Origin of the sequence: Meiothermus ruber DSM 1279 (assembly GCF_000024425.1) — a bacterium.
Lineage (GTDB): Bacteria > Deinococcota > Deinococci > Deinococcales > Thermaceae > Meiothermus > Meiothermus ruber.
In genome coordinates this window covers 2,242,257-2,262,834 of sequence record NC_013946.1, presented here as the reverse complement: position 1 = coordinate 2,262,834, position 20,578 = coordinate 2,242,257, and the positions used below count along the sequence as shown (strand labels likewise).

The following is a 20,578-nucleotide window of genomic DNA, read 5'->3' as shown; positions in this document are numbered from 1 at the left end:
AGCTTAGTACATGTTTTATCGCCTTGATGGGCGCGGCACTACCGGTAGATGCCCTTGCCCAGCCCGTAGCCCACGGCCACCCCCAGCAGGTTGGCCCCCCAGGCGGCCAGCTCCGGCGGTAGAGGGCCGGATAGGGCCAGCACCTTGCCGGCGCTGAAGGCCACGTAGTAGGCGATGGTGAGCACCAAAGCCAGGCCCAGCGCCGTACCGGGGCTGGTGGCCCGGCGCACCGCCACCGGCAGGGCCAGCACCAGCACCATCAGGTTGGCCAGGGCCAGGGCAATGGCGGCGTGCCACTGGGCCTTGGCCTCGCGCAGCTCGCGGGGTGGGGTGCGGGGGTCTTGCAGCTTGCGCCACCACTCTGAGAGGGGCACCGGCACCTCGAACCCGCCCCCAGCGTACTGAACCTCCAGGTCTTCGCGGCTGCGGGAGAGCCGCACGGTGAGCTCGGCTCCCGGCTGGCCGATGTTCTGGGCCCGGAAAATCTGCTGCAAGCCGGCCTCGGCCTGCTCCAGCGAGGCGAACTCGGGCAGGGGAAGCTGGGCGAAATCCAGGGTAAAGACCCGGTAATCCCTCAGCACGATGCGCTGGCCCTGCAGGCGGGCGGTCTGGGCCAGGATCACGGTCATGGTCTGGTTCTGCCAGCGCTCGAGGCGCACCCGCTGGAACTCGTCCTTGGCTGGGTCAAAGCCCTCGTAGCGCAGGATGTACTCGCCCACCGTAAGCTCGCGCCCCACCAGGTTGAACTGGGGGGTGCGCTCGGGGATCAGCTCGTTCCAGTACACCAGGGCTGTGGCCCGGTTGGCCCAGGGTACCACCCACTCCGAGAGGGCCAGCGAGAAGCCGCTCAAAAGCAGGCCCCCCAGCAAAAAAGGCCGGGCCGTGCGGAGCACCGAGATGCCCCCGGCCTGCATCACCAAAAGCTCGTTTTCCCGCGCCAGCCGTCCAAAAGCCAGCATCACCGCCAGAAGTCCGGCGATGGGCATGGCCTGCACGGTGGCGTAGGGCACCTGCAAGGCCAGCCACTTGAGGATGCTGCTGAGCTCGGCGGTGCCCATCCACTGGGCCCTGGGCAGGAGGTTGCTAATGAGCCCAAAGCCCACATAAAGTGCCAGGCCAAACAGGAAAACCGGCCAGGCTTCACGTAAGATGTAGCGATCTAGGCGGGTCATCGAATTTCCAGTCCGAAGGTTAATTTGCCGTTGGGGATTTCGTCGGGATGCTGGGCGATGCGAACCTCCTGATACCCCAACCGCCAGATAAAGCAACAGTCGGCGTAGCGCAGCTCCAAACCCCAGCGGCTCACGCCCTGCCGCAGGAAATCATACCCGAGGAAAGGCGCCAGGCTGAGGTCGTAGGTGCAGCTCAGGGGCACCGGGGTAAAGCCCAGCACCAGCTCGCGGCGCTCCCAGTCGTCGCGCCCGTTGCTCAGGGTTTTGCCCACACAGTTCCAGCAGGTGTTGAGCTGGGCCCAGATCTCGCCGTAGCTCTGGGGGTAGCCGAGGCGCAGGCTGGTCTGGGTCTGATCCAGAAGGAAATTGTGGGAGGCCTCGAGCCGGATGTGCTGATAGGAAAGGCTGCCCGAGAGCGTCTGGGTGGCCTCGCGGCGCTCGAGCCAGAAGCGCCCGGGGGTGGGCTCGATAATCCAGGTGTAGCCCAGCTTCAGGGCAAACGCGCCCTCGTAGCGGCCCTCGGCGTACCCCCCGTAGGCCAGGTACTGCTGGGGCTGATCGTAGAAACCCAGCACCCCAAAGGGCTCGAGGCGGAAGCGAAAGGGTCCTTCCTGCACCTCGAGGTTGTAGCGCAGCTCGGCCCCGGCGGCCAGCCCCTGCACCTGGGAAGCCGGGGTGCCGTCGGGCCAGTCCTGGGCGATCCAGCCGAAAGGGGTCAGGGTAAAGCGGTCGAGCTGAAAAGCCCGCTTCAGACCAAAAGCAAAGCGCCCTTTTTCGCTGTCATGAACGAAAAACATCGGGCCATCCACCACCTCGCCCCGGCTGGCCGGGCCGCTGGGCTTGAGGTCGAGCTCGAGCCAGCCCCGCCTGCCTGCGGCCTGCCCCCAAAGCCCCAGGCGCAGGATGGGGTCGGGGCTGCCCAGGCGCAGCGCCAGCAAGGTCAGCCGGCTGCTGAATTGGCCGCTAAAGACCCCCGGCTCGAGCAGGGGGAAGCCGCTCAGGCCCAGGTTGAGGCCCTGGTCGAAGTCCAGCCGCAGGGGAAAGGGCAAAGCATCGGCCTGCAACCCCAGGTTTTCCTCCAGGGTGCGGTTGGCGTTCAAGCGCATGGCCTCGAACCGGGCCAGGCCCAGCCGGTAGACCTCGAGCCGGCTTTCTTCCAGGATCACCTCGCCGCTCTGGGTATCGAAACTGAGGCGCTCCGACATGAGCCGCAGGTCGTCGCCGCACCGGCAGGTGGTGATCCGGATGCCGCGGGCCTGCAGCACCCGGCCCTTAACCTGGCCTGCCTCGGCCCAGAAGCGGTAGCGGGGGGTTTCCACCTCGATCTGCTGGGCGGTTAGTTCGCCGCTCTGCTGGTCGTAGCGCAGTTCGGGCGCTCGCAGGGATAGCCCTTTGGTCTGCAGGCAGGCCCCGTCGGTAAAAACCGCCAGATCGCCGTCGAACTCGAGGTTCCCCCCGCCGGCCAGCCCTTCGGGGGTCTCGAGGGTGTAGGGCTGCTCGCTGCAGGGGGCGGGGCTGGCCCAGGCCAGGCCGCCCCAGCCCAGGGCCAGAAAGCAGAGCCCTTGCAGGAAGAGCCGACGTTGGGGGAAGCTCGGGCTGGACGCCTTCAAGCCCATGTAAGCCAATACGAGGTTTAGTAGTCGCGAATCATGCAGCTTTTTTCTGGTATGCTCCACTCGCACGCCCTACAGTTTATCGGCGTAGGGGCGCAGGCGGTTGAAAACATCGGCTGGAACGCGGGTGCTGGCCCGCACTTTGCCGCCGCTAACGGTCAGCAACAAGGTGCTGTCGGGCCGGTTGCCCCTGAGGGTGGTGGCCCCGTCGCGGAAGGTGAAGGCCCCCAGTACCAAAGCCAGGTCTTTGGTGGTGTCCACCACCAGGGTGCTGGCCTCGAGCACCGGCTCGCTCGAGCGCACCTCGCCCTTGAGCACCAGCACGTCGTCGCCGAGCAAGAGCCCCTGCTGGGCGCTGAGGGCCTTGAACTCCTTGGAGCTGAAGCGCACCCCGCTCATCCGCAGGGTGTCGGGCTTTTGCAGGTACTCGAGGCTGCTCGCGCTAAAATTGCCCTCCCTGGCCTTGAGGGTGGCCCCCTGGGCCCGGATAAACTCGCCGTCTTTGTACTGGATGTAGCGGGCTTCCAGCACCAGGCCGCTTTGGTTGTCGGTGATGGTGCCGCCGGTGGGCAGGGTGTAGATGCCGGTGCCCACATCCAGCTCCGAGTTGCCCCGGGGCCGCACCTCGAAACCGGCAAACCTCGAGGCCAGCACAATCAAAGAAAGAAAAGTGAGCAGAATCCACCAACGTTTCATGTTCTCAATCGTAGAGCCTGGGGCATGAACCGAATGAGCAAACCATCAACCGTGCTGGGTCAACGGTCTAATAAAAACCCAGCGGCTTCGGCTATACTCCAAAAAGATGCGGCTTTTAGCCTTTGTCATCGTATGGCTGGCCCCGGTGCTGGCGTTTCCGCGCCTGGGTCTGCACGAAGGCTACACCCGCCTGGTCTTCGACCTCGAGGCCCGAACCCAGTACCAACTCGCCCAGTCCCCCGACACCCTCACCCTTCGCTTTAGCGGCATCGGCGTGGAGGCCGCCGATGTGGATGTGAGTTCACCCCAGGTGGCCTCCTACCAGGTGGTGGTAGCCGGCAACGGCGCCACGGTGTTCGTGCGCCTGAAGCCGAACGTAGAGGTCAAGACCGCACTTCTGGACGACGGAAACCGGCGTCGCCTGGTGGTGGATGTGCTCACCAGGGCCCCCCGGCCCAGCCCCCCGGTGCAGGCCCAACCCCAGCCCCCCCGGCCCCGCCCCCAGCCCAGGGTGGTGGTGATAGACCCCGGCCACGGCGGTGTTGATTCTGGGGCGGTGGGCTATGTGGTGGAGAAGGAGGTGACCCTCGACCTGGCCCTGCGCCTGCGGCAACTGCTGCAAAAAGAGGGCATCGAGGTCATTCTGACCCGCAGCAGCGATACCCACCTTTCCCCTGACAAGGCCACCGACCTGGGCCTGCGGGCCGAGATGGCCAACTCCAAGCGCAACCTGTTTATCTCCATCCACGTCAACAGCGCACCCAACGCGGCCCAGGGTATCGAGACCTACTACTTTGGCAGCACCCTGGATCAGAGCCTGCTGGCCCAGGTGATCCGTGAGAACGGCGGGGGCGAGCTGGGCCAGCGCCTGACCCGCGAGGCCCAGAGTGTGGGCGAACGCCTGGTGCGCGACCTGATCGCCCAGTCCAACCTCAAGTTTTCGCGGCAACTGGCCCACTATGTGCAGGGGGCGTTGTTAGAGGCCACCGGCGCGGTAGACCGGGGGGTGCGCCAGGCGCCTTTTTACGTGATTCGCAACGCCCGCATCCCGGCCATTCTGGTGGAGGTGGGCTTTGCCAATCATCCCGTTGAGGGCCGCCGCCTCCAGACCAACGAGTACCGCCAGACCCTGGCCCTGGCCCTGGCTCGAGGCATCCTGCGCTTTTTAAACAACGGGGAGTAGCCCTGCGCCGCCCTTTTGCCGGGCAATGCGCAGCAGATCCCACAGCGCCAGGTCGTCCAGGCGGGTGAGCACCAGGTCGGCCTGGCTCAGGTCGAGGTGCTGGGTGAGGGCGTTGGGGATGGCCACCGTAAAGGCCCCCGCCGCCTTGGCCGCCCGCACCCCGTTCAGGGAGTCCTCGAGCACGATGGTTTCCTGGGGGGCGACCCCCAGTCCCTCGGCGGCCCGCAAAAATAGCGCGGGGTCGGGCTTGGTCAGGGTCACATCTTCCTTGGTGCGGATGACCTGGAAATACCCCAGCAAGCCCAGCCACTCCAGGTGCCCCTCCACCCAGGCCCGCCTCGAGCTGCTGGCCACTGCCAGCTTGAGACCCATGGCCTGGGCGGCCTCGAGGTAGTCCAGCACCCCCGGTAGGGGCTGGAGCGACTGGTTGAGGGTTCGCTTGCGCTCGTCCACCCAGCGCTCGATGTTTTCCTTATCCAGCGGCTGGCCCACAAGCCGTTCCAGGTTGCCAGCCGGGTCGAAGGGGATGGAGTTGTTGCCGATAAAAGGAAGCCAATACTCCAGTGATAACTCGGCCCCGTGGGCCTGGTACACCTCCTGCCAGGCCTGAAACTCGCTCTTTTCGGTGTCCAGGATGGTGCCGTCGAAGTCGAAGATGAGGGCTTGCATGCTCGCTGCATTCTACGGGTTGAAGGGATTTAAGGGTAGGTGAACGAACGTAACCGGAGTCATGCAAAATTTTGACCTGATTCAATTCCGACACAACCTGGTGTAGGCTAAGCGGCGTATGAAACGCAGCCTGTTTCTTCTGCTAGCTTTGTTGATGTTTGGCCTGTCCGCGGGCTTGGCCCAGAACCCGGTTAAAGTGCGCATCGGCTTTAACCCCACCCAGAACTCCGATCAGCTTCGCCCGGCGGCCCAGGCCATTGCCGATTACCTCGAGCGCCGCTTCCAGGGGGCCATCGAGGTGGAAGTTTTCATCCCCACCGAGTACCGCGGTCTGATTGAGGCCATGCGCGGTGGCAACCTCGACTTCGCCTTCTTCCCGCCCGACGGCTACGTGATCGCCAACCAGGATGTGGGCGCCCAGGTGCTCCTCAAGAGCGTGCGCGGCAGCAGCCCCTACTACTGGTCGGCCATCGTGGTGCGCAAGGACTCAGGCATCAAGAGCGTGCGCGACCTCGAGGGCAAGACCATCGCCTGGGTAGACAAAAACTCCGCAGCCGGTTACGTGTTCCCGCGGGCCGCGCTGGTGGCCGAGAAGCTCGACCCCGACAAGCTGTTCGCCAAGCAAACCTTCGCCGGTCGGCACGACGCCGCGGTGCTGGCAGTGCTGAATAAGTCGGTGGACGCAGCGGCCACCTTTGCCAACGACAACCGCAACAAGAGCGGGGCCTGGACGCAGTTCCTCAAGCCCGAGGAGGCCGCCCAGCTCACCGCCATTTTCTACTCCAAGCCCATCCCCGGCGATACCTTCTCGGTCTCCAAGCAGTTCTACACCAAATACCCCACCCTTTCGCGCGGCATCGCGGCGGCCCTGCAGGGCATCAAAACCCCGGAGAGCAAACTCCTGTTTAACCTCTACCGCATCGACTACATGATTCCCGCTCAGGACTCCGACTACGATGTGGTGCGCCAGGCCCGCAAAGTGGCCGGCCAGTAAGACGGAACAACCTTCGGTTGCTTATGCCCCCGGTGCTGGCTGGGGGCTTATGATTTGATGGTATGGCCTTGCGAGGAGGGCCAGGCCTGCACAGCCGATCTGGAGAACGCATGATTGAAGTCCGAAACCTTAACCAGACCTTTCAAACCGCCAAGGGGCCCCTTCAGGTTCTGATGGACGTGAACCTCGAGATTGCCCCTGGGGATTTTGTGGCCGTAATTGGGCGCTCGGGGGCCGGTAAGAGCACCTTTTTGCGCACCCTCAATGGGCTGCTGATTCCCACCTCGGGCTCGGTGATTGTCAATGGTACCGATATTACCAAGCTGCCCAAGCGCGAGTTGCAGAAGTACCGCCGCACGGTCGGCTTCATTTTCCAGCAGTTCAACCTGGTCAACCGCCTGAGTGCTCTGGAAAACGTGTTGCATGGCCGGCTGGGCTATCTGCCCACCTGGCGCGGCCTGCTGGGTCTGTACAGCGAGGCCGACTACCAGATTGCCCGCCAGCAGCTCGAGCGCGTAGACCTGGCCGCAAAAGAGAACGCTCGAGTGGACTCGCTCTCGGGTGGGCAGCAGCAACGGGTGGCCATCGCCCGGGCCATGGCCCAGCAGCCCACCCTGATGCTGGCCGACGAGCCGGCGGCCAACCTCGACCCGGTGCTCTCGGAGGAGGTGATGCGCACCCTCAAGCGCTTCAACGAGCAGGACGGGGTCACAGTGGTGATCAACATCCACGCCCTCGACCTGGCCCTGAAGTACGCCAAGCGCATCGTGGCTTTCAAGCGCGGGCGGCTGGTGTTCGATGGGGCGCCGGCACAGCTTACCGAGTCGATCATCGACGATCTATACGAGCGCAAGGAGATGCTGGCATGACCGAGCTGCTGTTGTACACCTTGAGCGGGGTGTTCTTGGCGCTGCTGATGGGGGTGGCCCGGGGCTCCATGCGGCGCTGGGTGGTGGGCGCTGGGCTGGCCCTGCTGGTGGTTTTTGTGGCCTTCCCCTTCAGCCGGGCCCGGGGCTTTTTGAGCCGCGATACCATAGACCCCACCCTGCTGGGCCTTACGCCCGTTTATCCCCTGCTTCTGCTGATTCCCCTGGGTGTGCTCGTAGCCCTGGTGCTTACCCGCCGGGGTGGGGCTGCCGGATGGGGTGGTGTGCTGGGAGGGGCGGTGGTGCTGCTGGCCGCGGGAAGCTGGTACGCGCAGCCAGCCCAGTTGGTTCGTATGCAGCCCATCAACGGCCTCATGGAGCTGCTGGTGGCCCTTGGGGTGGCTGCCTCGGTGGCCCTGCTTGCTTTTAGCCGCCCCAAGCAGCGCCTGCCCATTCTGCTGGCGGCTGCCCTGGCTGGGGCGCTGGCGTTTTACTGGTTTCATGCCCCCCAAGGTGGAGGGGCCTACCTGCCTAAAAGCCTGGGCTATTACAAGCTGTTCTCCCCCACGGCCCCGGAGAGCCAGACGGCCATGATCGAGGCCTACAACCAGGCCTTGCCCGAGCTCAACGCCATACGTAAAGAGCTGGGCCAGGAGGAACTCAAGCCCATCCAAAGCCTGGCCGATCTGCAAGGGGCTATTCCCCAGCAGGCCTCGAGCGAGGGCTACCGCCTGGTGCAGCCGGCCACGACCCAGTACGGCGCTTTTGGTATGTTTTTTCTGGCCGGACTCATGCTGGGGGCTGGGCTGGTGTTGTTGCGAAACCCTACGCTGCACGAGCCCGACGATTGGCGCGCTGGTATCCTGATTGCTCTGGTGGCGAGCTGCCTGATCCCAGCGTTTGATGCCACCGAGTTTGACCTCAACAAGCTGGTGGTGGGCTGGCCCTTCTTGCAGCAGTTTGCCGATAGGGCCTGGCCCCCTCTACTGGCCGATGCTTCGGCCGAGCGCTACCCGCTGCAAGAGGTGCTGAGCCAGATTGCCGTCACGGTGCAGATGGCCCTGGTGGGCACCTTTCTGGCGGCGGTTTTCGCCATGCCCATCTCGTTTCTAGCAGCCCGCAACGTGACCTCGGGTACGCCCTTGATGCGCTCGGTGTTCTACGCAACCCGCCTGTTTTTAAACGTGCTGCGTGGAGTGCCCACCCTGATCATTGCCCTGATTCTGGTGGCGGCGGTGGGGCTGGGGCCTTTTGCCGGGGTGATGGCCATTGCCATCCACTCCCTGACCGAGCTGGGTAAGCTCTACTCCGAGGCCATTGAAAACGCCGACAAGGGCCCGGTTGAGGCCCTGGAATCTACCGGTGCGGCGGGGGTGAACGTGGTGCGCTGGGCTATATTGCCCCAGGTGCTGCCCCTTTTTGTCTCCTATACCATCTACAACTTTGAGATCAATTTCCGCTCCTCGCTGGTGCTGGGCCTGGTGGGGGCGGGTGGCATCGGCTATTTCATCAACGAGAAGATGGCCTCGGGACAGTACGACCAGATGATCGTGGGGGTTATAGCGATTGTGGTGGTGGTGAACATCATCGACTTCGCTTCCTCGTGGCTGCGCAGCCGGCTGGTGTGAGAGTCAGGGAAGCTTTACCACCGGGTTGATCGGGAGCAATACAGGGGGCGGTGCATAGGCCGCCCCCTGCTATTTTTTGGATGTTTTTTCCGTGACTAGGCCTGGTAGCGCCCCAGCCCCCTGAACCGCCGGTAGCGGTCTTCGAATAGCTGCTCTGGGCTAAGGCCAGCGAGTTCGGCAAGCGTAGCCTGCAAAGCCTGTTTGATATTCGCCAGGGTGGCGGCGGGGTCGCGGTGGGCCCCACCGCTGGGTTCGGGGATGATCCGATCCACGATGCCCAGGTTCAAGAGATCGGGGGCCGAGAGTTTGAGGGCTTCGGCGGCTTTGGCGGCTTCTTTGGCGTCGCGCCAGAGGATGGCCGCGCAGGACTCGGGCGAGATCACCGAGTACCAGGCGTTTTCCAGGATCAGCACGCGGTTGCCTACCCCAATGGCCAGCGCCCCGCCCGAGCCGCCCTCGCCCAGGATGATGGCGATGGCCGGCACCCTTAGGCGGGCCATGCGCTGGATGCTCTGGGCGATCACCCAGGCCTGGCCGCGCTCCTCGGCGGAGACGCCGGGGTAGGCGCCGGGGGTGTCGATGAAGGCGATGAAGGGCCGCCCGAAGCGGTCGGCCAGATCCATCATACGCATGGCCTTGCGGTAACCCTCGGGGTGGGGCATGGCGAAGTTGCGCCGGATGTTTTCTTTGGTGTCGCGGCCTTTCTGGTGCCCCACCACCACCACCGAGGTGCCTTCAAAGCGGGCCAGGCCGCCCACCACCGCGGGGTCTTCGCCGTAGGTTCGGTCACCGTACAGTTCGACAAACTCGGTCATGATGCCCCCGATCACGTCGAGGGTGGTGGGGCGTCCGGGGGCACGGGCCAGCTGCACCCGCTCCCAGCGAGAGAGGTTATCGAAGGTCTCCGATTTGAGCTGGGCCAGGCGCTCCCGCAGAACCTGGAGCTCGCCGGAGAGGTCGACCCCGCTGCTGGTCGCAAAGCCCTCCAGCTCGGCGATTTTGGCCTCGAGCTCCTCGATCGGCTTTTCGAACTCAAGCGGCATAAGCACCCCCTTTTAGCGGTTGGTGTCTGACTTGAAGGCTAGCCTGCATGGTTCACCGTCCTGGGGTGCAGCAGCTTGAGGATGCGCGCCACGGTTTCCTTCAGCCGGCGCCGATCCACCACCTGGTCTACCATGCCGTGCTTGAGCAAAAACTCCGAGCGCTGGAAGCCCTCGGGTAAGTCCTGGCGGATGGTTTGCTTAATCACTCGAGGCCCGGCAAAGCCGATCAGGGCCCCGGGCTCGGCCAGAATCACATCGGCGATGGCCGCGAAGCTGGCCGTGACCCCGCCGGTGGTGGGGTCGGTGAGGATGGAGATGTAGGGCAGTTTTTGCGCCCACAACCGGTCGAGGGCCAGGGTGGTCTTGGCCATCTGCATCAGGGATAAAGCCGCTTCCTGCATCCGGGCCCCGCCCGAGACTGCGACGATCACCACCGCCCGGTTCTCCTGGGCGGCCAGTTCGATGCCGCGGGTAATTTCCTCACCCACCACGCTGCCCATCGAACCCCCGGCAAAGGCGTAGTCCATCACCAGCAGCACGCTTTCCACGCCCCCAATGGTGCAGCGCCCCCCCACGATGGCATCGGGCCGCCCGGCTTCCTTTTGGTAGCGCTCGAGCCGCTTGGGGTAGGGCTCGGTATCCACAAAGCCCAGGGGGTCGGTGGGTTTGAGGCCGGTGATCTGCTCGAAGCTGCCTGCATCGGCCAGCATGGCGATGCGCTTGTCGGCCGAGAGCCGCAGGTGGTGCTCGCACTTGGGGCAGACGTGCAGGTTGGTCTCGAGGTCTTTTTTATATATCTGCGCGTCGCACTTGGGGCACTTGACCCATAGCTCGGGAATGTCCCTTGCCTCGCCCTGTGCCCGGCGACGGCGGAAAAGCCGCTCTAAGGCCATAACGCCCTATCTTATACCGCAGAATGAGAATAAGGCGAAACCCCCCTTGTTTGGACGGGGTTCAAGTATAGGGCTGTGCGAGCCGAGGCGCGGCTGAATCGGCATGGGTGCGGCACTTAGCGAACTGCGGCATAACCCACATAGGGGAGTGGGTCAACCGCCACCCCATACCGGTATACGGTGTAGTGCAGGTGCGGGCCGGTGGAGCGCCCGGTTGAACCGACTGCACCGATCAAGGCGCTTTGTTGAACCTGCTGGCCTTTTTCGACGTAGGTGGAGGAAAGGTGTCCGTACAGGGTGTGCAGGCCATTGCCGTGGTCTATTAGAACCATCAGGCCAAAGATGGGGTTCCAGCCCATCTCGCTCACCGTTCCGGCCGCGGTGGCATAGACCGGCGTGCCCTCGGGTGCGGCAAAGTCTACGCCGTTGTGAAATTCGTAGGCCCCACCGCCAAACGGATTGGAGCGGTAGCCGAAGGTGGAGGTGAGCGGGGCTTCGACCAGCAAGGGCAGACCGGTTGGTACGAACTGGGTCGGGCTGGGGGGGCTGGCCTGGAGGGCGGGCCGCCGCAGCACACGCCCAGGGCGGGGATCGGGGGGGAGTGGGTTGTTGAGTGCAACGGCAGTGGCCTCGAGCTCCGCTGCAAAACCTTCCACCTGAGAGCGCAGGCTGAGCAGCAGAGCGCCCAGATCGATGGGCTCGCCGGCCCCTCGAGGGGCCCCGTCGGGCCTGGGCACCGGGTTGGGCTGGGCCGGCGCAGGCAGGTGCAGCTTGGGCAGGCCGGCCTTGGCGCGGAGCCGGTTGATTTCGCTTTCCAGCACCTTGAGGCTCTGTTGCAGTTGAACAGCCTCGATGCCGTAGGCCTCGTTGCGGCTTTTTTCGGCCTCGAGCTCCAAGCTTAGCTTATAGGCCTGGGCCTCCAGCCGGGCCAGTTGCTGACGCTCGAGGGAGCTTTTGCTCCACCCCAGCAGCACCAGCCCCACCAGCAGCAGCGGCAAAGCCGCCACCACCCACAGCGGCACCCTCAGGGTGACGCTCGAGGTGAGGGGGTGGGGCGCTCTCGCCATGACCCATTTAGCCTACAGCAAGAAGGCCTGGGCCTCGGTGACGGCTGACCCTCCCCCAAAAGAGGGGCTGGGTGGCCTGGGCTACTGGTTGCTGCCTGTCTTGGTGTTCTGGGGCAGCGCCCTGGGCTCGCCCGTCTGGCTGCGGCCCACAAACACCGCTCCGGCCTCCACATCCAGGGACATGGCCCGCACGTCCCCTTCTACCCGGGCGCTCTTGGTGATGTGCAGCTTGCCCAGCGCGATCACTTGGGCGCTAACCTGCCCGTGAACGATGATGTTGTTGGCCTTAATCTGATCGCCTTCGATCTGGGCGTTGCTGCCGATCTCGAGGTCGCCCTCGACGAGCACCGATCCTTTGATCTTCCCGTCGATGCGGGTGTTGCCCGGGGCTCTAAGGTTGCCTTCGATCTCACTGCCCTCACTCAGGTAGGTGAGCGCAGCCGGATTGGGTTTACGTCCTCCACCTAACACCGCCATAGTTTACACCCCTGCCCGTCAAACTTGCCGCGGCCTGCTAGTCTAGGTAGGGAATCGGGTTAACCTCGCTCCCGTTGCGGAAGACCGTGTAGTGCAGGTGGGGCCCGGTTGAGCGGCCCGTCGAACCCACCAGCCCCACCTGGTCGCCGCGCTCGAGGCGCTGCCCAACCTGTACCGTGATGGAGGATAGGTGCCCGTACAGGGTGCGGTAGCCGTAGCCGTGATCCACCACCACCGCCAGGCCAAAGGGGCCTTTCCAGCCGGTCTCGATGACCCTGCCGGCCCCGGTGACCCGCACGGGGGTGCCGTAAGAGGCAGGGAAGTCCAGCCCGTTGTGAAACTCAAAGCCCCAGCCAAAAGGGTTGCGACGGTAGCCGAAATACGAGGTGATCCGGGTCTGCCCGCGGATGGGGTAGCCGTAGGGCATGGCGGCTTCCCGCTCGAGGGCCTCGTTGAGCGCCGGCGATACCTCACTCAGCTTCTCGGAAAAAGCCCTGGTCTGTTGGTCGGCATACTTTAAGACATCCTCGAGGGCCGCCGGGGTCGCGGCCCCCCCGCGCCCACCGCCCTCGTTGCGGGTTGGGGTGAGTTTGATTTTGGGCATCCCGGCCCGCTCGCGCAGGGTGTTGATCTCTTTTTCGAGCACCTCGAGCTGCTTCAGAATGCTCTGGGCATCCTGGCTGAGGGCGTTGTTGCGGGTGCGCTCAGCCGCCAACTGGTTGTTGAGCTTGCGGGCCTGATCCGACAGGCTTACCAACTGAATCTGCAGGCTGCGCATCTCGGCGGTGCGCTGCCAGAGCCAGAGGTTCAGGCCGCTCCAGACCAGCAGCACCAGCACCACCACCAGCGGAACCCAGGCGGGTAGGGAAAACGCCCGTGGGGCGGCGCCGGTGCGGGCCAGCCACAGGGTATAACGCACGGGGTGTCGACGGGGCGGCATCAGGTGCTATAAGTAACGCCGCCCTATGGTTAAAGTCAAGGGGCCTTTAACCTGCCAGGCCCAATCTCTCATCTTTGGGCCCTCCCGGATTTCCCCCAGGAATCTGGCAGTTGCGGCTTGGGGGGGGGTGTTGGATTAGAACTTTCTGGGAAAGTGGGGCGTTACATGAACGATGTTTTGTAGTTCAAGTCACACCTTTCTAAAGCAGCCATTAAAACATCCCCACCTGCCCGAAAGAACTAGGCAAACTGGGCGGCTGCCTCGATAGCCACGTCGATGGCGCGCTGCACCGCCAGGCCTTTGGCCTCCAGGATGGGCTGTTCGGCCCTGGTACGCTGCGCGATGATGCCGCAGATGCAGGCCGCGGCAAACCCGTACACGTTGCCCATCTTGAACAGGGTGCCGGCCTCCATCTCGTAGTTGAGTATGCGCAGGTTGCGGTACTCTTCGGTAATCCCCTGGAGGGCCCGCAGCAGGTGGGGGTTGGCTGAACCGGTGCGCTCCTGCCCCTCGTAAAAGGTGTCTACCGAGGCGGTGATGCCCAGGGCGTGCTCGACACCCAGGCGCTGCGCGGCCTCCACCAGGGCCACGGTGAGGAAGGGGTCGGCGCTGGCGGGGTACTCGGGGGGGGCAATGTCGTTGGCAGCGCCCTGCCGGCACAGGGCCGCTTTAGAAATCACCACGCTGCCAGGCTTTACATCCTCCTGGATGGAGCCGCTGGTGCCCACCCGGATGATGGTGCGGATGCCGACCTGCACCAGTTCGTTGACCACGATGCTCAGGCTGGGGGCTCCCATGCCGCTGGTGGCTGAGATGATGGGCCGTCCGTTGGGCAAAAAACCGAGGTAGCTGTTCAAGCCTCGGTTTTCCGAGAGGGTTTTGACCTGGCTGAGCTTGGTCTGGGCTATCTGGGTTGCGCGGTTGGGGTCGCCGCTCAGAATGGCCAGGGTGGGGCGGTGATCGCCCAGATCTTCGGGCCCGAAGCCGATGTGGTACAGGTCTGCCATAGGCCTATTATGGTACTCGAGGCCCCGCCATCAAGCCAGCCCAGCGTGGCGGGTAGAGGGCCGGGTGATCTTGCCCGCGATGGCGCTCTGGCTCGCCCCTGTAACTTGCTGCAGGATGTTGGGCAGCTCGAGGTGGCGCAGATACCCCAGCACCGCAAAACAAAGGGCCTCGCGGTGCTTGGAGTCGAAGCCCTTTTCCTCGAAGGTATACACGGGAACCGGTAAAAGCCGCTTGAGATGCTGCATAAGGGTGGCGTTGTAGGCCCCGCCGCCGGCTGCCCAGATTTCGTCGAGCCCCAGGGGTAGCACAAAGTCCTGGTAGGCTTTGGCGATGGAACGCGCGGTGAACTCGGTCAGGGTGGCCAGCAGGTTTTGGGGGGGTAAGGCTGCATCCTCGTCCAGCGTCTCCAGGTTCCAGAGCTCGCGCCCCGTGGATTTGGGCGGTTTGCGGTCGAAGTAGGGATGGGCCAGCCAGCGCTCTACCAGCAGCGTATCTACTTTGCCCGAAGCCGCAATTTTGCCGCCTGTGTCCTGGTTCAGGCCCAGTCGGCCAGCAGCTTCGTCGAGCAGGGCGTTGCCAGGCCCGGTGTCGAAGGCCAGCACCTTGCTGGGATTCAGGTCGGCGGGCAGGTAGGTCAGGTTGGAGATGCCCCCGATGTTGTGAATGGCCCGGCGAACCCCTTTTTCTCCGTAGAGCAGCAGGTCGGCGTAGGGCACAAAGGGTGCACCCTCCCCGCCTAGGGCCAGGTCGGAGGGGCGAAAATCCGAGACCACCGGTACGCCCAGGGCTTCGGCCAGATAGGCCGGTTCGCCCAGTTGCAAGGTGGCGTGGGGGGGTTCGTGCCAGACGGTCTGGCCGTGCGAGGCCACCAGGTCTACCTGGCCCTTGAAATCGGTAGCTACCTCCGCATAAAAGCGGCCCAGAGCATGGTGCAAGAGGGCCAGCTCGCGGGTCGTGGTCTGCGACTTCAGGGTGCGGATAATCTGGGCGCGCAGCTCGGCTGGGAAAGGGGCTTCTTTGTGGCGAAGCACCCGCCAGTCGAGCTTTGGCGGCCGACCCGCCAACTCGGCCAGCACCAGATCCACCGCGTCCACCGAGGTGCCGGACATCAAACCCAAAACGCGCATACCCTAGACTCTACCGCTGCTGCCTGGGCGAGCGGTATAGACTGGGGAGGCCATGCTAAAAAAGGCTTCGCAGATCGTTCAGGGGGCGGTTGAATCGGGGCGAATACCGGGGGTTGCTTTGGGCGTGGTGGGTTTGGATGGCTCCTCGGAGATGTTTTGCAGCGGGGTCAAGCACCTGCAGAAGCCAGCGCCGGTTGACCCCGATACCCTCTTTGACCTGGCCAGCCTGACCAAGGTACTCTTTACCGTGCCGCAAATACTGCATCTGGTGGAGGAGGGGCTGGCCGACCTGGACGACCCGCTCTCGAGCTGCCTGCCCGAGCTGGCCTGGATGCAGGGTAGCGAGCTGCCCAGCCGTACCCTAAGGCAGTTGCTAACGCATGTGGCCGGGCTGCCGGCCTGGGAGGCCGTTTATACCTGGGGCGGGGAGGCCCACACCCTTAAGCACCGGGTTTTGCAGCACCGCTGGGAAGTGGGGCCGGTGGGCGCGCATGTGTATTCCGATATCGGCTACATCCTGTTGGGGCTGGTGCTGGAGCGCTTAAGGGGTAAGGGCTTGGATGTTTTTACTCTTTCGGAGGGCCTGGTCTTCAACCCCCCAAACCCCGAGCAGTGTGCCGCGACCGAGCACGACCCCTGGCGCGGGCGGGTCTTGCAGGGTGAGGTTCACGACGAAAACTGCTTTGCCCTGGGTGGAGCCACCGGGCACGCCGGGCTTTTTGGCAGCTTGAAGGGGGTTCTGGCCTACGTCCACCGGTTGATGAAGGGCGAGGTGCTCTCCCCGGCAGCGCTGGCGGAGATGCGGCGCCCGCAGCATGCCGAGCGGGCCCTGGGCTGGCTGATACCCACCCCTTCCTACAGCGGGGGCAGTCTGTGCAGCTGCCAGACCTTGGGGCACACCGGCTTTACCGGAACCGGGGTCTGGATGGATTTTGAGCGGGGCTATGCCTGGGTTTTGCTCACCAACCGGGTGCATCCCAGCCGGCGCAAAGAAACCGGCATTGCTGAGCTGCGACGTGCTGTAGGGAACGCAATTGCCGCAGCCTGGAAGGGCTGATTTACTCCAGGGCCTCGTCGGCCGGGGCGCCCTCGAGAACCCCCCGCCATAACAGCACCAGGGTGGGTATGGCGACCACCAGAAGCAGCAGCAGCGACATAAGCCCTTCCACAAGGCCAAGCTAGCCCGGATTGGTCAGGGGGTGGTCAGCTGGAAGCCTCGTCGCGGCTGGGGTGCTTGCGGCTGGAAGATTGATTGGCGCGGATGCCGGCCTCAAAATCGATCTCCATGGGGGGGTTGTCGTCCATATCCACAAACACCGAGGGGTGGCGGGGCCGCTTTCGAGGCTGTTGTGTAGGGTTCGAAGGCTGGCTCAGGCGCCCTAGCTGAAAGAAGGTCAGGGCGACCAGCGCCAGCAGAACCAGCACCCCTAAGGCCCATTCCAGGGACATGGCTTTATGCTACTGCAAAACGCCGGGGCCTGCCGAACCCCATCTAAATCACCTCGCGGAAGCCAATGGCCTCGGCCCGGGCCTGGAGTTCGCGCTTCAAGAGGGCGTGCTCGGGCTGCTCGAGGTAGGGGTCGGCCTCCAGGATGGCTTTGGCTAGGGCCCGGCTTTGCTCGATGATGGCCTGGTCGGAGGCCAGGTCGCCCAGCCGCAGGTCGGGCATGCCCGACTGGCGGGTTCCCCGCAGCTCGCCGGGGCCGCGCAGCCGGAGGTCTTGCTCGGCGATGTAGAAGCCGTCGGTGGATTCCTCGATGACCCGCAGGCGCTCGAGGGTGCGCTTGGAGGTTTCGCCAGCAATCAGGACGCAGTAGGATTCCAGCCCCCCCCGCCCCACCCGCCCGCGCAACTGGTGCAACTGGGCCAGCCCGAAGCGCTCAGCGTTTTCGATGATCATCACGGTGGCCTGGGGAATATCCACCCCCACTTCAATCACGGTGGTCGAGACCAAAAGGTCGAAAGCCCCTTGTTTGAAGCGCTCCATGACCGCGTCCTTTTCCTCGGCCTTCATCTTGCCGTGCAGCAGGTCGATGCGCACGTCGGGAAGAAGAATTTCCAGCTCCTCGCGCAGCCGGGTGGCCGCGGCCAGTTCGGCGGTGGCCTCCGACTCGCCCTCTTCGATCATGGGGGTGACCACAAAGACCTGGTGGCCCTTTTTTATCTCCTGCCGGGCAAAGGCGTAGGCCTGGGTGCGGGTTTTCTGGGTGAGGATTTTGGTGCGGACGGGGGTGCGGCCGGGGGGGAGTTCGTCGATCTGGGAGACCTCGAGGTCGCCGTAGAGGGTGAGGGCCAGCGAGCGCGGGATGGGGGTGGCCGACATCACCAGCACGTCGGGGCGCTGGCCCAGCAGCCGGCGGCGCTGCATCACGCCGAAGCGGTGCTCCTCGTCGATCACCGCCAGGCCCAGGTCATGGAAGGCCACCCCATCCTGGATGAGGGCATGGGTGCCCACCACCACCTGGGTCTGGCCGCTTTTGAGCCGCTCCAGCACGCTCCTTTTCTCGCCATTCGACATGGAGCCCACCAGCAAATCCACCGAGACCCCCAGCGGGTAGAGGTAGCGGGTGAGGTTCTCGAAGTGCTGCTTGGCTAGAATTTCGGTAGGGGCCATCAGAGCCCCCTGGGCCCCGTTCTGGGCCGCCACAAAGAGCGCGGCGGCGGCCACCGCGGTCTTGCCCGAGCCCACATCGCCCTGCACCAGCCGGGCCATCTGCCGCTCGGACTGCATATCGGCCAGGATTTCCGAGAGCACCCGTTCCTGCGCACCCGTCAGGGTAAACGGCAGGGCGGCGCGGAAGCGCTCGAGCATCTCGGGGGTAACCCGGAAGACCCGGCCCAGAAGCGCCGAGCCCCCGGACTCGATCATCACCTTGAGCTCCAAGAGCAAAAACTCGTCGAACTTGAGGCGCTGGAGGGCCTGCTCGAGCTGTTCTTCCGAGCTGGGGAAGTGGGCCTGCCGCAAGGCCCTGTCCAGCGGCATCAGCGATGCTTGCTTTAAGTAGGGCTCGAGGGGGTCGGGTATGGTTTGGAAGGCCTCGAGGGCCCGCCAGGCTGCCCGCCGCAAAAAAGCCTGTCCAATGCCTTCCTTGGCGGGGTAGACCGGCACGATGCGCCCGGTGGAGAGCGACTCGCCGCCTTCGTCCTCGAAGTACTCCACCATCAGCGAGGTAACGCCCCCGCGCTTCTGCACCCGCCCGGACAGGACGAGGCTGGCGCCCTCGGGCATCTGCTTGAGCACCCAGGGCTGGTTGAACCAGACGCCGGTAAACTTCCAGCCCCAGGCGTCCATAAAGCGCACCTGCACCAGCTGCAGGCCCTTTCGGGGGGTCTTGACCAGCTCCCGGCTCAGTACCTTGCCCACCACTGTGGCTTTAGCGCCGTCCTCGACCTCGCGGATGCTCTGCAGGGTGCGCCGGTCTTCGTAGCGGCGGGGGTAGTGGTGCAGCAGGTCGCGCAGGGCCCGGATGCCCAGCTCGGCCAGCTTTTTTCTGCCGCCGGGCCCCAGGTTCAGGGCTTCCACCGGGGTGTCGAAGGACACGGTCTCCAGCGCCGGGCTTCGGGTACCGGGCACGGCTTGGGGGGGCTCGAGGCGCTGGGGTCTACTTTCGGCGACCTGGCCCCCCAGCAGCTCGAGGGCTTTTTTCAGCTGCTCTTTGCGGGTTTCGACATCCATCTGGCGGTACCCGGCCAGCAGCCGCCCCACCTCGGGGAAGGGCTGGCCCAGGTTCTGAATCAGCTTTTCCAGGCCCCCGGCCACCACCCGATCCTGGGCGCCGTCGGCCAGTTCGCGCGCGATGGGGCGGATGAGGCGGGCTTTGAGCTCTTCGCGGGTCACGTGCTCCTCTCGATTCATTTTAGCTGGGGTTGGCGCTGCTTTTGTGGTGCGCCCGTGGCAATGTCGAAAAGGTCATGGTCTGGGAGGGGATGGCGCGTATACTTGGTGGGTATGGCTTTATCCCAAGTTGAAGTGTTGCCCAACGGCCTGACGCTGGCCGTGGAAGAACGCCCCTGGACACCGGGTGTGGCTATGCAGCTTCTGGTTCCGGTGGGCGCCGTGAACGATCCCGAGGGGATGGAGGGCGCAGCCAGCCTGCTGGAGGGCTGGCTATGGAAAGGGGCCGGTCGCCGCGATGCGCGGGCCCTGGCCGAGGCCTTCGACGACCTGGGGGTGCGCCGGGGTAGCAGCAGCGCCCTCGAGCACACCACCTTCGCCGCGCAGTTCCTGGCCGACAAGCTGGAGGCGGTGCTGGGGCTGTACGCCGACGTGCTGATGCGCCCCCACCTGCCCAGCGAGGCCCTCGAGGCGGTGCGGCAGATCGCCCTGCAGGAGCTGGCCGCGCTGGAGGATCAGCCCCCCAAGAAGATGTTTGCGGCCCTGCGCCGGGCGGTGTTTGCCAGCCCCCACGGGCGCAACCCCAGCGGCCAGGAGGCCCACCTCAAAGCCATCTCCGCCGAGGCCCTGCGGGACGACTTTGCCCGGCGCTACGCCCCCCAGGGGGCCATTCTGGCCCTGGTGGGCGGCATCGGCTTTGAAGAGGCCAGGCAGGCTGTTCTGAACGCTTTTGGGGCCTGGAGCGGGGCGGGGGCGGGCTACCCGCCGGTTGAGCTGGCGCCGGTGCGCACCCTGCACCTCGAGCAGGAGACCGCCCAGGTGCAGATCGGCCTGATCTACCCCGACATCTCCTTCGAGCACCCCGAGTTCTACAGCGCCCGCCTGGCCGTGCAGGTGCTCTCGGGGGGCAGCAGCAGCCGCCTGTTTACCGAGGTGCGGGAGAAGCGGGGCCTGGTCTACTCGGTGTACGCCGCACCCAACGGCGTTAAAGGCTATAGCTACCTGACCGCCTACGCCGGCACCACCCCCGAGCGGGCCGACGAGACCCTGCGGGTGATGCAGGCCGAGATCGCCCGGCTGGCCGAAGGGGTGCGCGAGGAGGAGCTCGAGCGCACCAAGGTGGGCCTGCGGGCGGCTTTGGTGATGCAGGACGAGTCCTCGCGCTCGAGGGCTGCCAGCATCGCCCGCGACCTTTACCTGCTGGGCCGGGTGCGCACCCTGGACGAGATCGAGGCCCAGATTGCAGCCGTAGACGTAACACGCATCAACCGCTACCTGGCCGCCCACCCCTACCAGAACCCCTGGATTGCCACCCTGGGGCCGCGCAAGCTGGTGGCTGCTGAATAGATTCGCTTTCCGGAGTAGTC

19 protein-coding genes are annotated in these 20,578 nt (G+C 64.8%); 6 read left to right on the top strand and 13 right to left on the bottom strand.

The genetic code is table 11. The features are described from left to right. Nucleotides 1-38: 38 nt before the first annotated feature. The 3 genes from MRUB_RS11145 to MRUB_RS11135 form a co-directional block, all read right to left on the bottom strand. Nucleotides 39-1,172: an LptF/LptG family permease gene (locus MRUB_RS11145; protein WP_013014460.1), complete on the bottom strand. Its 1,134-nt coding sequence runs from the start codon at nucleotides 1,170-1,172 to the stop codon at nucleotides 39-41. Next, on the bottom strand, nucleotides 1,169-2,788 hold the full coding sequence (locus MRUB_RS11140) for a hypothetical protein (RefSeq protein ID WP_013014459.1): 1,620 nt from the start codon (nucleotides 2,786-2,788) through the stop codon (nucleotides 1,169-1,171). The genes MRUB_RS11145 and MRUB_RS11140 overlap by 4 nt, the downstream gene beginning before the upstream one ends. Before the next feature lie 69 nt (nucleotides 2,789-2,857). Beyond that, on the bottom strand, nucleotides 2,858-3,481 hold the full coding sequence (locus tag MRUB_RS11135) for a hypothetical protein (protein ID WP_013014458.1): 624 nt from the start codon (nucleotides 3,479-3,481) through the stop codon (nucleotides 2,858-2,860). A 106-nt stretch (nucleotides 3,482-3,587) separates the two neighbouring features. On the opposite strand from MRUB_RS11135, the gene MRUB_RS11130 reads away from it, so the two are divergent. Further along, complete coding sequence (locus tag MRUB_RS11130) at nucleotides 3,588-4,664, top strand: N-acetylmuramoyl-L-alanine amidase family protein (protein WP_013014457.1); 1,077 nt, start codon at nucleotides 3,588-3,590, stop codon at nucleotides 4,662-4,664. Here MRUB_RS11130 and MRUB_RS11125 read toward each other — a convergent pair. Next, on the bottom strand, nucleotides 4,647-5,333 hold the full coding sequence (locus tag MRUB_RS11125) for an HAD family hydrolase (protein ID WP_013014456.1): 687 nt from the start codon (nucleotides 5,331-5,333) through the stop codon (nucleotides 4,647-4,649). The two genes, MRUB_RS11130 and MRUB_RS11125, sit on opposite strands and share 18 nt — an antisense overlap. A gap of 118 nt (nucleotides 5,334-5,451) precedes the next feature. Here MRUB_RS11125 and MRUB_RS11120 point away from each other — a divergent pair, with 118 nt between their 5' ends. From MRUB_RS11120 to phnE, 3 genes are all read left to right on the top strand, one after another. After that, the gene (locus MRUB_RS11120; RefSeq protein ID WP_013014455.1) at nucleotides 5,452-6,327 is read left to right on the top strand and encodes a phosphate/phosphite/phosphonate ABC transporter substrate-binding protein; all 876 of its coding nucleotides are present in this window, start codon (nucleotides 5,452-5,454) and stop codon (nucleotides 6,325-6,327) included. Nucleotides 6,328-6,437: 110 nt separating this feature from the next. Next, nucleotides 6,438-7,196, top strand: coding sequence for a phosphonate ABC transporter ATP-binding protein (gene phnC, locus MRUB_RS11115; RefSeq protein WP_013014454.1), 759 nt, complete (start codon nucleotides 6,438-6,440; stop codon nucleotides 7,194-7,196). Next, nucleotides 7,193-8,821 (top strand): phosphonate ABC transporter, permease protein PhnE, encoded by a 1,629-nt coding sequence (gene phnE, locus MRUB_RS11110; RefSeq protein WP_013014453.1) that lies wholly within the window; start codon nucleotides 7,193-7,195, stop codon nucleotides 8,819-8,821. Before phnC ends, phnE begins: the two co-directional genes overlap by 4 nt. A gap of 95 nt (nucleotides 8,822-8,916) precedes the next feature. Here the strand turns inward: phnE and MRUB_RS11105 are convergent, their stop codons facing one another. The 7 genes from MRUB_RS11105 to MRUB_RS11075 form a co-directional block, all read right to left on the bottom strand. Beyond that, nucleotides 8,917-9,864 (bottom strand): acetyl-CoA carboxylase carboxyltransferase subunit alpha, encoded by a 948-nt coding sequence (locus MRUB_RS11105; protein ID WP_013014452.1) that lies wholly within the window; start codon nucleotides 9,862-9,864, stop codon nucleotides 8,917-8,919. A gap of 38 nt (nucleotides 9,865-9,902) precedes the next feature. Next, nucleotides 9,903-10,757, bottom strand: a complete 855-nt coding sequence (gene accD, locus MRUB_RS11100; protein ID WP_013014451.1) for an acetyl-CoA carboxylase, carboxyltransferase subunit beta — start codon at nucleotides 10,755-10,757, stop codon at nucleotides 9,903-9,905. 116 nt (nucleotides 10,758-10,873) lie between these two features. Then, nucleotides 10,874-11,824 (bottom strand): M23 family metallopeptidase, encoded by a 951-nt coding sequence (locus MRUB_RS11095; protein WP_013014450.1) that lies wholly within the window; start codon nucleotides 11,822-11,824, stop codon nucleotides 10,874-10,876. An 81-nt stretch (nucleotides 11,825-11,905) separates the two neighbouring features. Then, nucleotides 11,906-12,301 (bottom strand): bactofilin family protein, encoded by a 396-nt coding sequence (locus MRUB_RS11090; RefSeq protein WP_013014449.1) that lies wholly within the window; start codon nucleotides 12,299-12,301, stop codon nucleotides 11,906-11,908. A 37-nt stretch (nucleotides 12,302-12,338) separates the two neighbouring features. Beyond that, the gene (locus MRUB_RS11085) at nucleotides 12,339-13,241 is read right to left on the bottom strand and encodes a M23 family metallopeptidase (RefSeq protein ID WP_013014448.1); all 903 of its coding nucleotides are present in this window, start codon (nucleotides 13,239-13,241) and stop codon (nucleotides 12,339-12,341) included. Nucleotides 13,242-13,480: 239 nt separating this feature from the next. Next, nucleotides 13,481-14,248: a nucleoside phosphorylase gene (locus tag MRUB_RS11080; protein ID WP_013014447.1), complete on the bottom strand. Its 768-nt coding sequence runs from the start codon at nucleotides 14,246-14,248 to the stop codon at nucleotides 13,481-13,483. 30 nt (nucleotides 14,249-14,278) lie between these two features. After that, complete coding sequence (locus tag MRUB_RS11075; protein ID WP_013014446.1) at nucleotides 14,279-15,376, bottom strand: anhydro-N-acetylmuramic acid kinase; 1,098 nt, start codon at nucleotides 15,374-15,376, stop codon at nucleotides 14,279-14,281. A gap of 52 nt (nucleotides 15,377-15,428) precedes the next feature. Here MRUB_RS11075 and MRUB_RS11070 point away from each other — a divergent pair, with 52 nt between their 5' ends. Further along, nucleotides 15,429-16,433 (top strand): serine hydrolase domain-containing protein, encoded by a 1,005-nt coding sequence (locus MRUB_RS11070; protein WP_013014445.1) that lies wholly within the window; start codon nucleotides 15,429-15,431, stop codon nucleotides 16,431-16,433. A 146-nt stretch (nucleotides 16,434-16,579) separates the two neighbouring features. Here MRUB_RS11070 and MRUB_RS11065 read toward each other — a convergent pair whose 3' ends face one another. Then, nucleotides 16,580-16,825 carry a hypothetical protein gene (locus tag MRUB_RS11065; protein WP_013014444.1) on the bottom strand — a complete coding sequence of 82 codons (246 nt, stop codon included), beginning with the start codon at nucleotides 16,823-16,825 and terminating at the stop codon, nucleotides 16,580-16,582. A gap of 43 nt (nucleotides 16,826-16,868) precedes the next feature. Next, nucleotides 16,869-19,232 carry an ATP-dependent DNA helicase RecG gene (recG, locus tag MRUB_RS11060; RefSeq protein ID WP_013014443.1) on the bottom strand — a complete coding sequence of 788 codons (2,364 nt, stop codon included), beginning with the start codon at nucleotides 19,230-19,232 and terminating at the stop codon, nucleotides 16,869-16,871. Between the two features lie 93 nt (nucleotides 19,233-19,325). On the opposite strand from recG, the gene MRUB_RS11055 reads away from it, so the two are divergent. Then, entirely contained in the window at nucleotides 19,326-20,558 is a 1,233-nt protein-coding gene (locus MRUB_RS11055) for a M16 family metallopeptidase (protein WP_013014442.1), read from the top strand. Nucleotides 20,559-20,578: the final 20 nt, after the last annotated feature.

Bases quoted from the DNA above. Each gene is read 5' to 3' on its own strand.
- MRUB_RS11145 (WP_013014460.1), bottom strand. From the start codon at position 1,172: ATGACCCGCCTAGATCGCTACATCTTACGTGAAGCCTGGCCGGTTTTC.
- MRUB_RS11140 (WP_013014459.1), bottom strand. From the start codon at position 2,788: ATGGGCTTGAAGGCGTCCAGCCCGAGCTTCCCCCAACGTCGGCTCTTC.
- MRUB_RS11135 (WP_013014458.1), bottom strand. From the start codon at position 3,481: ATGAAACGTTGGTGGATTCTGCTCACTTTTCTTTCTTTGATTGTGCTG.
- MRUB_RS11130 (WP_013014457.1), top strand. From the start codon at position 3,588: ATGCGGCTTTTAGCCTTTGTCATCGTATGGCTGGCCCCGGTGCTGGCG.
- MRUB_RS11125 (WP_013014456.1), bottom strand. From the start codon at position 5,333: ATGCAAGCCCTCATCTTCGACTTCGACGGCACCATCCTGGACACCGAA.
- MRUB_RS11120 (WP_013014455.1), top strand. From the start codon at position 5,452: ATGAAACGCAGCCTGTTTCTTCTGCTAGCTTTGTTGATGTTTGGCCTG.
- phnC (WP_013014454.1), top strand. From the start codon at position 6,438: ATGATTGAAGTCCGAAACCTTAACCAGACCTTTCAAACCGCCAAGGGG.
- phnE (WP_013014453.1), top strand. From the start codon at position 7,193: ATGACCGAGCTGCTGTTGTACACCTTGAGCGGGGTGTTCTTGGCGCTG.
- MRUB_RS11105 (WP_013014452.1), bottom strand. From the start codon at position 9,864: ATGCCGCTTGAGTTCGAAAAGCCGATCGAGGAGCTCGAGGCCAAAATC.
- accD (WP_013014451.1), bottom strand. From the start codon at position 10,757: ATGGCCTTAGAGCGGCTTTTCCGCCGTCGCCGGGCACAGGGCGAGGCA.
- MRUB_RS11095 (WP_013014450.1), bottom strand. From the start codon at position 11,824: ATGGCGAGAGCGCCCCACCCCCTCACCTCGAGCGTCACCCTGAGGGTG.
- MRUB_RS11090 (WP_013014449.1), bottom strand. From the start codon at position 12,301: ATGGCGGTGTTAGGTGGAGGACGTAAACCCAATCCGGCTGCGCTCACC.
- MRUB_RS11085 (WP_013014448.1), bottom strand. From the start codon at position 13,241: ATGCCGCCCCGTCGACACCCCGTGCGTTATACCCTGTGGCTGGCCCGC.
- MRUB_RS11080 (WP_013014447.1), bottom strand. From the start codon at position 14,248: ATGGCAGACCTGTACCACATCGGCTTCGGGCCCGAAGATCTGGGCGAT.
- MRUB_RS11075 (WP_013014446.1), bottom strand. From the start codon at position 15,376: ATGCGCGTTTTGGGTTTGATGTCCGGCACCTCGGTGGACGCGGTGGAT.
- MRUB_RS11070 (WP_013014445.1), top strand. From the start codon at position 15,429: ATGCTAAAAAAGGCTTCGCAGATCGTTCAGGGGGCGGTTGAATCGGGG.
- MRUB_RS11065 (WP_013014444.1), bottom strand. From the start codon at position 16,825: ATGTCCCTGGAATGGGCCTTAGGGGTGCTGGTTCTGCTGGCGCTGGTC.
- recG (WP_013014443.1), bottom strand. From the start codon at position 19,232: ATGAATCGAGAGGAGCACGTGACCCGCGAAGAGCTCAAAGCCCGCCTC.
- MRUB_RS11055 (WP_013014442.1), top strand. From the start codon at position 19,326: ATGGCTTTATCCCAAGTTGAAGTGTTGCCCAACGGCCTGACGCTGGCC.